Origin of the sequence: Kribbella sp., assembly GCF_035687465.1 — a bacterium.
Lineage (GTDB): Bacteria > Actinomycetota > Actinomycetes > Propionibacteriales > Kribbellaceae > Kribbella.
In genome coordinates this window covers 1-12,497 of record NZ_DASRXP010000644.1, presented here as the reverse complement: position 1 = coordinate 12,497, position 12,497 = coordinate 1, and the positions used below count along the sequence as shown (strand labels likewise).

At 67.0% G+C, this 12,497-nt stretch carries 14 protein-coding genes and 2 pseudogenes; 12 read left to right on the top strand and 4 right to left on the bottom strand.

The features are described 5' to 3' along the window. On the top strand, window positions 1-424 hold a 424-nt coding region (locus tag VFG33_RS34400; protein WP_325057192.1), incomplete at its 5' end, for an alpha/beta fold hydrolase. Next, entirely contained in the window at window positions 421-972 is a 552-nt protein-coding gene (locus VFG33_RS34395) for a CGNR zinc finger domain-containing protein (protein WP_325057191.1), read from the top strand. The genes VFG33_RS34400 and VFG33_RS34395, both read left to right, overlap by 4 nt. Here VFG33_RS34395 and VFG33_RS34390 read toward each other — a convergent pair. Beyond that, a complete protein-coding gene (locus tag VFG33_RS34390) occupies window positions 969-1,814 on the bottom strand; it encodes a GTP-binding protein LepA (protein WP_325057190.1) in 846 nt (281 codons plus the stop codon). The two genes, VFG33_RS34395 and VFG33_RS34390, sit on opposite strands and share 4 nt — an antisense overlap. A 227-nt stretch (window positions 1,815-2,041) precedes the next feature. Between VFG33_RS34390 and VFG33_RS34385 the strand changes: the two genes are divergently transcribed. Genes VFG33_RS34385 through VFG33_RS34375 form a run of 3 tightly spaced genes read left to right on the top strand, consistent with a single transcriptional unit; the run spans window position 2,042 to window position 4,250 of the window. Beyond that, entirely contained in the window at window positions 2,042-2,704 is a 663-nt protein-coding gene (locus tag VFG33_RS34385) for a TetR/AcrR family transcriptional regulator (protein ID WP_325057189.1), read from the top strand. 55 nt (window positions 2,705-2,759) lie between these two features. Further along, window positions 2,760-3,617 (top strand): alpha/beta fold hydrolase, encoded by an 858-nt coding sequence (locus tag VFG33_RS34380; protein ID WP_325057188.1) that lies wholly within the window; start codon window positions 2,760-2,762, stop codon window positions 3,615-3,617. 48 nt (window positions 3,618-3,665) lie between these two features. Beyond that, window positions 3,666-4,250 (top strand): TetR/AcrR family transcriptional regulator, encoded by a 585-nt coding sequence (locus tag VFG33_RS34375; RefSeq protein ID WP_325057187.1) that lies wholly within the window; start codon window positions 3,666-3,668, stop codon window positions 4,248-4,250. Between the two features lie 4 nt (window positions 4,251-4,254). Here VFG33_RS34375 and VFG33_RS34370 read toward each other — a convergent pair whose 3' ends face one another. The 3 genes and pseudogenes from VFG33_RS34370 to VFG33_RS41335 form a co-directional block, all read right to left on the bottom strand. Beyond that, window positions 4,255-4,431: a DUF6351 family protein gene (locus VFG33_RS34370; protein WP_325057193.1), complete on the bottom strand. Its 177-nt coding sequence runs from the start codon at window positions 4,429-4,431 to the stop codon at window positions 4,255-4,257. Window positions 4,432-4,449: 18 nt separating this feature from the next. Continuing rightward, window positions 4,450-5,406 (bottom strand): annotated as a pseudogene (locus tag VFG33_RS34365) (DUF6351 family protein); the annotation flags it as partial. A gap of 38 nt (window positions 5,407-5,444) precedes the next feature. Next, window positions 5,445-5,828 (bottom strand): annotated as a pseudogene (locus tag VFG33_RS41335) (DUF6351 family protein); the annotation flags it as partial. Window positions 5,829-5,944: 116 nt separating this feature from the next. Here VFG33_RS41335 and VFG33_RS34360 point away from each other — a divergent pair. The 7 genes from VFG33_RS34360 to VFG33_RS34330 all read left to right on the top strand — a co-directional run bounded on the left by VFG33_RS34360 (window position 5,945) and on the right by VFG33_RS34330 (window position 12,482). Then, complete coding sequence (locus VFG33_RS34360; protein ID WP_325057186.1) at window positions 5,945-7,093, top strand: GAF domain-containing sensor histidine kinase; 1,149 nt, start codon at window positions 5,945-5,947, stop codon at window positions 7,091-7,093. Further along, window positions 7,090-7,710: a response regulator gene (locus VFG33_RS34355; RefSeq protein WP_325057185.1), complete on the top strand. Its 621-nt coding sequence runs from the start codon at window positions 7,090-7,092 to the stop codon at window positions 7,708-7,710. The genes VFG33_RS34360 and VFG33_RS34355 overlap by 4 nt, the downstream gene beginning before the upstream one ends. A gap of 91 nt (window positions 7,711-7,801) precedes the next feature. Then, on the top strand, window positions 7,802-8,554 hold the full coding sequence (locus VFG33_RS34350) for an ATP-binding cassette domain-containing protein (RefSeq protein ID WP_325057184.1): 753 nt from the start codon (window positions 7,802-7,804) through the stop codon (window positions 8,552-8,554). Continuing rightward, window positions 8,554-9,312: an ABC transporter ATP-binding protein gene (locus VFG33_RS34345; protein WP_325057183.1), complete on the top strand. Its 759-nt coding sequence runs from the start codon at window positions 8,554-8,556 to the stop codon at window positions 9,310-9,312. Before VFG33_RS34350 ends, VFG33_RS34345 begins: the two co-directional genes overlap by 1 nt. Next, window positions 9,309-10,187: a branched-chain amino acid ABC transporter permease gene (locus tag VFG33_RS34340; RefSeq protein ID WP_325057182.1), complete on the top strand. Its 879-nt coding sequence runs from the start codon at window positions 9,309-9,311 to the stop codon at window positions 10,185-10,187. The genes VFG33_RS34345 and VFG33_RS34340 overlap by 4 nt, the downstream gene beginning before the upstream one ends. Next, complete coding sequence (locus tag VFG33_RS34335; protein WP_325057180.1) at window positions 10,180-11,226, top strand: branched-chain amino acid ABC transporter permease; 1,047 nt, start codon at window positions 10,180-10,182, stop codon at window positions 11,224-11,226. Before VFG33_RS34340 ends, VFG33_RS34335 begins: the two co-directional genes overlap by 8 nt. Then, window positions 11,223-12,482 (top strand): ABC transporter substrate-binding protein, encoded by a 1,260-nt coding sequence (locus tag VFG33_RS34330; RefSeq protein WP_325057178.1) that lies wholly within the window; start codon window positions 11,223-11,225, stop codon window positions 12,480-12,482. Before VFG33_RS34335 ends, VFG33_RS34330 begins: the two co-directional genes overlap by 4 nt. Window positions 12,483-12,497 lie beyond the last annotated feature (15 nt).

Here is a 12,497-nt window from a genome sequence, read left to right as displayed (position 1 = left end):
CGGTCTGCCGGAGTGGCTCAACTTCCCCGGGACGCGCGATACGTACCTCAGCGGTCTGCCGCAGGAACTGCGGGACCTGCACCCACGTGAGTCGTGGCATCTCGATTGGGAGCGGCTGTCGCGCCCCGGCAACCTCGACGTCCACTTCCAGCTCTTCTGCGACTATCGCAACCACATCGCCCGGTTCGGGGACATCGTTGCCTACCACAAGGAACACCAGCCGCCGTGCCTGGTGCTCTGGGGCCGGCATGACACCTTCTTCGACATCGCCGAGGTGATGGCGTATCACCAGGACCTGGACGCCGTCGATTTCCACGTCTACAACGGCGGACACATGCTGTTGGAGACCCATGCCGCGGAAGTCACCGAGCTGCTCGTCACCTTCGTCGGCGACGTGCTCGATCGCACCACGATGCGCTTGTGAGCACCACCGCACCTTGGAACGATGACCACTTCATCGCCGGCGACCTCGCTCTCGACTTCGCCAACACGGTCTACCGCCGTACGCCGGACCTCGGCCGCGACCTCCTCGACAGCACCGACGCACTGGCGGGCTGGCTCGACCACGCCGGCCTGCTGTCGTCCGTCGATCTCGACGACTCCACCTTGGACGAGGCGCGTGAACTACGCGGACTCCTGTGGAGGATCCTCGACGAACAGAAGGACGGTCGGGCCTTGCCCACCGAGGCCCTGGCCGGACTCTTCGGGGTGGCGCGACACCATCTCGACGGAGGCGTGGCAGTGGCCGCCGACGGATCCGCTACTCCGCTCACCGCGAAGGGCGCGTGCTCAGCCCTTGCCATCCAAGGAATCAGACTCGCACTGAGCCCGCACGCCCGGCCGGTACGAACGTGCGACCGTTGCGGCTGGTTCTTCCTCGACACCTCCCGCGGCCGGCGCCGCCGCTGGTGCAGCATGCAAACCTGCGGCAACCAGGCCAAGGCCGCGCGCTACCGCTCCACCCACCCCTAACGCCGTACGCGGTCGGCTGCGGCGAGTTTGGCGGCGGACTTGAGGGAGTCGATGACGTAGGCAGGCACGCGCAGGCCCTGCTTTCGGGCCCAGAGCAGGTCTCGTTCGAGTCGCCCGATCTGCTGGGCGTACCGGCTCAGCCCGCCCCCGCCTTCGGTCGTGATGCCAAGGTGGTGCATGACTGCACCGAACTCCGCCCACTGCCGCTTGGTGTACGCGCCGACCGGTTCGAAGGTATGGCGCCGGAGCGTCCTGACCAACCACTTCTGCCAAGGTGCCATCTCGGCCCACAGACCCTGAGCGGCGATCTTGTAGTAGGCGAAGTGGCCCGGCTCCTGGCGACGGATCGGCGCGATGATGGTCGAGGCAACGGCCCGCTCACCGAGCTCCAGCAAACCGTCGTGAAGCTTGTTGTAGGCAAGGATCGCCGACTGCTCCGTCGCCACGCCGGTGAGGTAGTACAGCATCCGGCTGACGTCTTGGACGGCGCTCCATCGCCCGAGCGAGCCGAGGAGCCGATAGCTGAACTTCACCTTGGTGAGGTCCGGGTCCGCCGGCGGCAAGCCGGCCAGCGACTGCAGGCGATCCAGCAGGAGCCCGTGATGCGTCTCCTGTGGAAGCCAGACATCGGCGTAGAAGTGCTTGTCCACGGGCGGCGGATCCGGCAGCAGGATGTTCAGTTCGAGCACGTTCCGCTCGACTTCCAACTCGACCCGCGACATGTACGTGAGGACCGGGCCGAATGTCTCGGCGAGCAGTTCCGGGCGCGCCATCGAGTAGTCGGCGCTGTCCACCGGGATCGGTGGATGTTCCTCGGCCAGCCGGTCGACATGCTCGGCCAATCGCGCCTCGACCGAGAACGGCCTCCGACGGCGCCCCCGCCCTTTACGACCTATGACGACGATTTTCCCCACCCCCCACAGGCATCACACCAGCTTCGGTCAGTCCGACCAGGGTAAGGGTTACCTTCCCTGAACCCGACTCTAGGGCCGGTGGAGGCAGGGTAGCCGCGCAAAGCGGCGTACGCCAGGAACCCGCTCAATGCTGCCCGCGGTCATAGGATGCGGCTGTGGCCGCAGGGATTGGACCGACCGAAGAGCCGGCTGACGCAGGGCGTCCGCCATCGTCGACCTACGCGCGGTGGACGGGGTCCAAACGAGGCGAGGCCCGTCGTCGGGACCTGCTGGAGAAGGTGACGGCCGATGTGGCCGTCAACGGGCTCGTCGGCTTCTCGCTACGCCGCGCGGCAACGGCAGCCGGCACGACTCACAAGGTGCTGCTCTACTACTTCGACGGGCCGGATGACCTGCTGGCACAGGCTGTTCACCAGCTGCGAGAACGGCGCGCGGAGGGACTGAGGGCTCTCGCGAAAATGCCGGCCAGCTTGTCGCTGGCCGACCGGTTGCGAATGACCTGGCCGAAGCTGGTCAAGGCCGAGGCGAACCTCTGGGTGATCACCCAGGCCATGGGCCTGGTGCTCTACGACCCGGAGCGCTATGGACATCTGGGTCGCGACTCCGGCCATCAGTACCACGCGGCACTCCTGCAGATGTGCCCACCCGCTTGGTCGGAGGAACGCAAGGAGGAGGTCGCCGAGCTCATGCTCGCGGTGTTCCGCGGACTCCTCCTGGACGCGCGGGCCCGGCAGACGCCCCTGGACAACGCACCGGCCTTCCGCGCCCTGCTGCGCGCCATCGAGGCCGAGGAGGCTCGGACCCTGGACCTGAAGTGAACCTCGTGGTTCACTTGGTGGCGCGGGCCGGCACCTAGCCCGAGGGGGATCACCCATGACCACCAACACCATCGACTTGTCAGCGGGGACCATCGACTACGAGGACAGCGGCGGCGACGGCCCAGTGGTCGTGCTGCTGCACGGACTGCTGATGGACCACACCCTGTGGTCCGACGTGGTCCAGAACTTCGGCGGCGCCTATCGCTGCATCGTGCCCACGCTGCCGTTGGGTGCTCACCGCCATCCGGTCACCGACACCGCCGATCTGTCGCTGGGTGGTCTAGCCGGTCTCGTCGCCGAATTTCTCGATCGACTGAGCCTTCAGGACGTGACCCTGGTGGGCAACGACACCGGCGGAGCTCTGGTCCAGATGGTCATCCTGAAAGGGAATCCGCGCGTCTCGCGGATCGTCCTGGCCTCCTGCGAAGCCTTCGACAACTTCCCGCCCGGCGCCACCGGCAAGACGCTGTTCCTGACGGGCAAACTGCCTCCGGCCTTGTTCGGCGCCTTCATGCAGCAACTCCGGCTCAAGCCCCTTCGCCGAATGCCGATTTCGTTCGGCTGGCTCACCAAACGCGGAGACCGCACCGTCGCCAAGTGGCTCGAGCCGGTGCTGACCCAACCCGAGATCCGTCGCGACGCGGTACGGCTGTTGCGAGCTCTTGCGCCGGGACGTTCGCTGCTGATCGAGGCCTCGGAGGGCATCACGGCCTTTCCCGGGCCGGGGCTCGTCGTGTGGGCCCAGGGCGACCGCGTGATGCCACCGAAGCACGGAGCCAGGCTGGCCGAACTACTACCGCAGGGACGACTGGTCGAAGTACCGGACAGCTACACCCTCATCCCCCTCGACCAGCCCGCGCAGCTCGCGGCGGCGATCGACGAGTTCGTCAGTACGGCGTCGACCCGGCCATGATCTAGGGTTGAAAGTGACATCACTTTCACCTGCGCTGGAGGCGAGCCCGTGACCACCTCGAAGTCGGACCGGACTGTCGAGGAGTTCAAGGCGGCGGCACGCCGGGTCTTCGCCAGACAGGGCTACGCGACCACGAAGATCGTCGACATCACCTCGGAGGCCGGCCGCGCGACCGGCGGGATCTACCGCTACTTCCCCTCCAAGGCCGCCGTGCTCAAGGCACTCGCCGACGAGTTCCTCCAGGCACGGCACGACCGCGTCGCCCGCGCGTCCGGCCACAGCCACACCATGACGACCGAGAAGGACGTCCGCGAGCATGTTCAGGCCTACTGGCGGTCCTATCGCGAGTACCTGCCCGAGATGGTCGCGATCTACGACGCCGCCGTGTCCGACCCGGAGTTCGCCGAGATCCGGCTGCGGATCCGGGCTGGAGATGTCGCCCTCTGGCGCGCCCATATCAAGGAGCTACGGGCCCACCTCGGCAAGCCGGTCTCCGAATCCACCGCCTTGGCCCAGCAGGTGGTGAGCCTGCTGGAGAACCACTGCTACACCACCTTGCAGTTGGGCGAAGGCAGCTCCAACGGGAACCTGAGCACACTCACCAACTTCATTTACGGCGGGATCACCAACTGACCGCCTAGCGCGTGTAGTCGATCCACGTCCCTGATGCCGGCTGCTGGCCGATTCCGGGCCGGCTGTAGTCGCAAACCCCGCCCGGGAAGGTCTGACGAAGCTTCGCCTTGTCCGCTGCCGAGAACGCCACTCCGTAGCGGTTGAGGTCCAGAGGCTTGAGGGCACACTTGAGCTTGGACATCCCCACGTCCTGGTTGGCCGCCGTCCCGTTGGCCTTCAGCAACCGGTCGCGAGTGACGAACGACATCTCCGCTGTATGGATGTCGACGCCGAAGCCACCCCGGTCGGCGTACGTGCGCTGGTCGATGATCGGTGTCGAACGGAGCCCCAGTCCCCCGCTGGCCCAGAGATTGTCGCGGTAGGCGATGCTCAGCGCCAACGGGTCGGCCACGACCCGCTGGTCGACCAGCGTGCCCACCTCGTTCACGCCCCCGACCTTCGCGTTGAGGTCAGCGAACTGAGCAGCCGAGATCACCCCGGACCGCAGCGCCTGGAGTCCGTACTGGACACCGACGTTGTCACGAGTACTACGGACCAGCCCGGTCCGCGGGTCGCGTCCCAGCTGATTGACCCATTGCTCGGCGGCCATGCACTTGATGCCGGTGGGGTTCGTGACCGGATCCCACAGCGCCGAAGGAGGTATCGGCGCGCCCGGCGCCCGGTTGCAGCTGCCGGTCGGAGTCATCTTGGGGAGGAACCCGGCCTGCCAGGAGATACAAGGACTGCTGCTGACGTAGCCGCTGATCGCGGTCTTCTGCGCCTCGGTGAGCGAACTCGTCGCGAAGTACCTGTTCAGCGCACTGCAGTCGGCCGCGGAGGTGAACGGCGTGAGCATGTCCGGATAGGACACCCCGGGAATGAGGCCGTCGAGGATCCCCGGGTAACCGTCGGCGATGTCGTGCTGACTGATGCTGCCGCCGGAGCCGCCCCAGCCGATCGTGTACCGCAACGGCCCGTAGGTCTCGATGAAGTGTTCCTTGACCATCATCGCGGCCTCACCCGAGATGACGATGCTGCAGTTCGTCTCCGGAACGTTCAGAGTGGACGACGCGACCGCATACCCCTGGGACAGGAACAAGTCGTTGACGACGTTGCCCGTCTGGTTGCCCTGGTGGTAGCCGGCGTTGCACCCGCCGCCGAAGGTGTAAACGAGCTTGCGGTTCCAGTTCTGCTACGTCCGCAACGGGCCTCGCACAACGGCTGGGTCGCCGGCGCGAGCCCGAACGCCGTTGTCTCACAGTAGAAGGGGACCTGCTGTCGCCCGGAGAACACCGGGCCGGACGGCGGGTAGGAGGTCACCCGCAACGACGCATCCCCCGCGGTCACCTCGTTGCGCCCGGTCCGCAGGCCACTGACCAGGCCGAGCAAGGTCCGGTCCGGCTGGACGGCGAAGCTCGAGGTGACATCGCGCCCGTTGAGCCGGACCGTCGCGGACCGGCTGACCCTGACCAGGACGTCGCCGCCGCTGACGAACTCCGGTCTGGTGTTCGAGACCACAGTGATGGACACCGGGTCGTGGCGCACCGTCACCGCCGCCGAAGCGGGCGACGCCACGGCCACCAGCAAAGTCGCCACCATCGCGAACCGAAGTGAATTTGACCTCATTTTCACGTACCTTAGGCAGTGCCGTCCGAGCGCACAATCCTCTCCAGATGGAGATACCGTCCCTCCAACCGATATGCGAGGGTCACCAGGTGAGTACCGAGCGTGCCGCCAACCAAGTGGCCGAGCGGCTCAGCGCGCTCGACGAGCTGCTGCGTGAGCGCGACGGCCTGCTCACGGTGATGGACCGCGTGGTGGCGTTGCAGGGCACCGCACGCCTGATCCGCGTCGAGGTCGGGGCCGACTCGGGCTTCGTGGCCGATCTGGAGGCACCGGACCAGGCCGTAGTGCGCTGGATGTCCGGAACCCGGACCGACCAGCTGCAGAACCTCGTCGTCCCGGTCGGTCAGGGCATCGGTGGCCGGGTCCTCGCGCAGGGCAGGGCCGTTCGGGTCAGTGACTACATCGGCTCGCCGGCGATCACCCACCACTTCGACGCCCAGGTCCGTCACGAGGGCATCGGCGCGATGCTGGCCGTCCCGGTCGTCGGCCGGAGCGGCCGGACCATCGCCATCGCCTACGCCGCCATGCGCAACGCGACCTCGTTCGGCGACTTCGCCGTCGGCAAGATGCACGACGTCGCCGAGCAGGCCTCGACCGCCCTCCGGATCGCCGACGCGGCCGAGGCGTGCAAGGCCGACGCGGTCGCCGCCGAACGGCAGCGGGTGCAGAGCGCCCTGCACGACTCGGTCGGCGCGTTGCTGTTCCTGATCGGCGTACAGGTCCGTGATCTCCATCAGTCCGTTCAGGACAACCCCACTCTGGTGGACCGGCTGCGCAGGCTGGAGTCCGACGTCTCCGCCGCCTCGGCCGCGCTGCGGGAGTCTCTGCTCGTGATGACCGACACCACCCCGGAGCGTGCTCTCCCGGTCGAGATCGCCGAGTATGCCCGCTCGTTCGAGGCGCGCACCGGCGTACCGGCCCGGTTCGTTCAGCTGGCCACCGTTGCACCATTGGACGCCGAACGCACCGCACTGCTGGTCGCCGTGGTCCGCGAAGGCCTGCTGAACGTGGAGAAGCACGGCAATCCGCAGTCGGTGATCGTCAGTCTGGGGCCCTCCGACGACGGTGGAGTTCATCTGGTCGTCGCCGACGACAGCAGCACTGAGGTGACGGGCAGTCCGAGCAGCGGCCTCGGCGTACGGACGCTGGCTGAGCGCGCCGTACGGCTGGGCGGGCACGTGAGTCTCGTCCGTGACGAGGACGGCGGCTGCACCCTGCGCTGCTGGCTGCCAGGATGATTTCCTCCGTCTTCGTGGTGGACGATCATCCGGTCGTCCGCGACGGGGTGACCCTGCTGTTGCGGTCGGATCCGGCGTTGACCATCATCGGATCCGCCGAGTCCGGGCGGGCCGCGATCGAGCGCATCACCCAACTGCGTCCAGACCTTGTGCTGCTGGATCTTCGGCTGCCCGACATGCTGGCGCCCGAGGTCATCGGTGAACTGCGCAAGGTCCACCCTGCCTGCAAGATCGTGGTGTTCACTGCCCACGCCGACCATCACGGCATCACCGCCTCGCTCGATGCCGGGGCCGACGCGGCCTTGGTCAAGGACGTCGCCGGGACAGACCTGACAGCGGCCTTGCGGCAGGTACTACGGGGCGAGCACGTGGTCGACCCGAGGATCGTGCCGCACCACACCAAGCGCTCAGATGCCTTGGCACGCAGCGGATTGACCCGCCGCGAGTACGAGGTCATCCGGTACGCCGCGCAAGGGCGGACGAACCCGGAGATCGCCGAATCCACCGGCCTGACCCGCAACACCGTCAAGACCTATCTCCAGTCCGCCCTGCACAAACTGGGCGCACGCAACCGGGTCGAGGCGATCGTCAAGGCAAGTGAGGCCGGGTTGTTATAGGCAACCTCTCCACATGGGGGTGTGGGGCCGGCAGGGATTCTTCGCAGACTGTCCGCCACGGCCAAGGGGCCGGAGAAGCGGAGGCCTGTCAGTGCTCACCATCCGGAAGCTGCGGGTGCGCTACGGCCGCTCGATGACCGCGCTGCACGGCGTGGATCTCGACGTCGCCGACGACGGTGTACTCGCAATCCTCGGCGCCAACGGTGCCGGGAAATCCACCCTGCTGCGTGCCATCTCGGGCACGCTCGGACTGCACCGCGGCCTGGTGACCGACGGTACCGTCCACTACAGCGGGACCCGACTCGACCGCCTTGACCCCGCGGACGTCGTCCGTCATGGCGTCGTCGGCGTGCCGGAGGGTCGGCAGATCTTCGCCCGGATGACCGTGGCCGAAAACCTTCGCGCCGGTGGGATCTCCGTCCGGTCGGCCGCCGACCGGACAGCCGCCCAGGACCGCGTGAATGCCTTGTTCCCCTTGCTCGCCGAGCGTGCGAGCCAGAAGGCCGGTCTACTGTCCGGTGGAGAGCAGCAGATGCTCGCCATCGGCCGCGCGCTGATGGCCGGGCCGAAACTGCTGCTACTGGACGAGCCTTCGTTGGGACTCGCGCCCAAGCTGGTGGAGCGGATCGGCGAGACGATCCGGGAGATCCACGCGCAGGGCACCGCCGTAGTACTGGTCGAGCAGAACGCCGCGATGGCGCTGGAGGTGGCTGACCAGGCGGTCGTGCTCAACGTCGGATCGGTCGCGATGTCCGGCCCGGCAGCCGAGGTCGCGGACAGCGTGCACCAGCACTACCTCGGAGCTCCGGCGCAGGAACGTCGATCGCTCGCCAGGTGGTCTTGATGAGCGAGTTGGTCCTCGAGAACGTCACCCTGCGATTCGGCGGACTGCTCGCGCTCGACAACGTGTCCTTCAGCGTCGCGCCAGGTTCGCTGCATGCTCTGATCGGGCCGAACGGTGCCGGGAAGTCCAGCTGTTTCAATGTCATCAGCGGTCTCTACCGGCCGACGTCCGGCGCGGTCAGGCTGGGCGACAAGAACCTGCTGCAGCTCCGGCCGCACCAGGTCGCGCGGCTCGGGATCGGACGGGCGTTCCAGAACACCGCGCTGTCCCAGCATTCCACCGTCCTCGACAACGTCCTGCTCGGCCGGCATGCACTCACCAAGGGTGGCTTCATCGCCTGCGGGCTGCGCTTGACCCGCCGGGAAGAACAACGCCACGCTACCCGGGCCAAGGAGATCTGCGACTTCCTCGGCATCACCGCAATGGTCGACCAGCCGCTCGGCGCCTTGCCGTACGGAGTCGCCAAGAGGGTCGACATCGCCAGAGCCCTCGCTGTCGAGCCGTCACTGCTCTTGCTCGACGAGCCGGCGGCCGGGATGAACACCGAGGAGACCGCCGACCTGGCCGGAACGATCGGCCAGATCCGGACCGACCTCGGCATCGCCATCCTGCTGGTCGAACACGACATGGACCTGGTGATGGGCATCGCCGACCAGGTCACGGTGCTGGACTTCGGCCGGGTGATCGCCGACGGCACCCCGACCGAAGTCCAGACGAACGCAGACGTGATCAAGGCCTACCTCGGAGTTAGCGCATGACGACCTTTCTGCAACTGATGCTCAACGGGCTGGGTAAGGGTGCCGTGTTCGCCCTGCTGGCTCTGGGGTTCGTGGTGATCTTCAAGGCGACCGAGGTGGTCAACTTCGCTCACGGCTCCATCGTTCTCTTCGGCGGCTACATCGTCCTGGTCACCAAGGACACCATCGGCTGGGCCGGCGGAGCATTCCTCGGGATCCTCACGGCCGGAGTACTGGCGCTGGCGGTGGAAAGGTTGCTGCTGGCACGATCCCGGCACGCCGATCCCTTCAGTCTCGCGCTGTTGACCATCGGGATCGACGTGATCATCACCGAAGAGATCGTCCGGCGGCTGGGAGTCACGGTGCCGTTCATCGGTGATGCCTGGGACGCGAAGCCGATCCAACTCGGCGGAGTCACCTTGTTCCGCACGCATCTGGTGGCACTGCTGGTCGCGACTGTTTTGATCACTGCCTTCTTCTTCGCCCTGCGCTACACCAACTGGGGTATCGCCATGCGGGCGCAGGCCGAGAACCGCGAAGCGGCAGCGCTGGTAGGGATCCGCAGCTCGCGGGTCACCGCGACTGTGTGGTTGATGGCGGGACTGCTGGCCGGGATCGCGGTGTTGTTCATCGCCACGCAGGACTTCTCCGGCGCGGGGTTGTCCCGGGGTACGCACTCCATCGCGCTGGCCGCCTTCCCGGCCGCGATCATCGGTGGGCTCGACTCCACCGTGGGCGCGATCGTCGGTGGGATCACCGTCGGCCTGGTGGACGCCCTGTCCACGCACTACATCTCGTTCGCCTTCGCCAAGAGCGCGATCTTCCTCGTGATGCTGGTGGTCCTGATCGCACGGCCTGCTGGGTTGTTCGGCACCAGGGAGACCACCCGTGTCTAGAAGACTCTCGTGGCTTCCGTGGCTGGTGATCGTCCTCGTCGCGCTCGCACTGCCGCTCTATCTCGACGCACAATGGCTCAAGGCCGGGCAGTACATGATGATCGGCGCGGTCGGCGCGATCGGGTTGACGCTGCTCTCCGGCCAGGCAGGGCAGTTGTCCCTCGCGCACGGATTCTTCCTGCTGGTGGGCGCGACGTCGTACACGGTGCTGTCCGGAGACGAAGAAGGCCTGGTCGGGCTGGGGCTCGATCCGCTGTTGTCGCTGGTCGGCGCGGTCGCGATCAGCGCGCTGGCCGGGATGGCCTTCGCGCCGGTGGCGGGCCGGGTCCGCGGGATCTATCTGGGCGTGGCCTCGCTCTCGCTGGTGTTCCTGGGCCTGTACCTGGGGCAGGAGGCCGAGACGCTCACCGGCGGTACCTCCACCGGGCGGGCTCCGGCGACGTTCGAACTGTTCGGCTTCCCCTTCTCCAACGAGGGTGAGCTGGTGATCGCGGGTGTCCCGATCCGCGGTACCGAGCGGCTCTGGTACCTGTTCCTCGCGCTGCTGGCACTCTCGTACTGGCTGGCTCGTGGCGCGGTCCGGTCCAGGGTCGGTCGCTCGTGGCGCGCGGTCCGCGACAACGAGGCCGCGGCCGCCGCCATGGGTGTCGACGTACGGCGGACCAAGGCGAGCGTGTTCGCCGTCTCCTCGGGGTATGCGGGGCTGGCCGGCGTGATGATCGTGCTCTGGTTCGACATTCTCAAGCCGGACGAGAGCGAGTACGGCACCTACGGCATCAACACCTCGATCGCCTTCCTGGCGATGGTCATCATCGGTGGCCTCGGGTCCGTCACCGGCGCGGTGATCGGCGCGCTGGTCGTCTTCGGCCTCCCCCAGGTCCTGACCCTGTACTCCACCAACCTCGGCTGGTTCACCGGCTCGGTCACGCCGGTACTGGTCAGCTCATTCGTGTACGGCGCCGCAATCGTGCTCGTCGTCCTTTTCGAACCCGGCGGTCTGGCCGCGATCGGCCGCAGAATCAGGGAGTTGAGATCATGAAAGGTCCGCTGGCCCGAGCTTTGGCCATGGCACTGGTGATGCCGTTGGCAATCACCGCATGCAGTACGAAGGGCGGCGCCGAGGCGAACACCAGCTCGGCCGACGGTCTCCAGACCGGCGTCGGCGTGACCGACAAGCAGATCACTCTCGGGGTGATGGCGGACCAGTCCGGCCCGTTCAAGAGCCTCTCCACCGCGATCACGTACGGGAACGAGTTGTGGGCCAAGGACCTCAACGCGGCCGGCGGAGTGTGCGGGCGGCAGGTGAAACTGGAGATCGTCGACCACGGCTACAAGGCGGACACGGCCAAGACGCTCTACCCGCAACTCGAGCCGAAGGTGCTCGGTTTCGTGCAGCTGACCGGCTCGCCGATCATGGCCGCGCTGGGCAAGAACATCCAGGCGGACAAGGTGACCACCACCCCCGCCTCGTGGTCGTCGGAGCTGCTCAACAACCCGTACGTGATGATCGTCGGCACCACCTACGACGTCGAGATGATCGACGGCCTCAGCTACCTGCACGAGCAGGGCCTGCTCGCCGACGGTGACGCGGTCGGGCACATCTACGTCGACGGCGAGTACGGCGCGAACGGCCTGCGCGGTTCGAAGTACTACGCGGAGCAGCACAAGCTGAAGTTGACCGACGTCAAGATCACCTCCACCGACACGGACCTGACCAACGTGGTCACCGGCCTCAAGGGCAAGGGGGTGAAAGCGATCCTGCTGACCACCACCCCGAAGCAGACCGGTTCGGCGGCAGCCGCCAACAAGGCGCTCGGGCTGAACGTGCCGGTCCTGGTCAACAACCCCGGCTTCGATCCCGTCCTGCACAAGAGCCCGGCCGCGAACGCGCTGAACAAGCTCTACGTCGTGGCGAGCACCGTGCCGTACTCCGCGGGGATCCCCAAGGCGCGCGAGATCGCCCAGAAGTACCAGGCCGCCGGCTACAAGGAAGCACCCAACGCTGGCGTTCCGTACGGCTATGCGGTCGGCGAAGTTTGGGGAACGGTGTTGCGGAAGGCCTGTGACAACAAGGATCTGACCCGCGACGGCATCCACAAGGCGATGCAGGAGACCACCTCCGCCGACACCGGTGACCTGGTCGCCGCACTGGACTTCACCAAGGCCGGCGCTCCCCCGACCCGCCAGGTGTACGTGGCCCAGCCGGACGCGTCCGCCGCAGGCGGCACGAAGTACGTGCAACCGCTCTTCGAAGCCGACCAGGCCAAGACCTACAAAGCGCCGCACGAACAATAAGGCCCCGTACTCCGG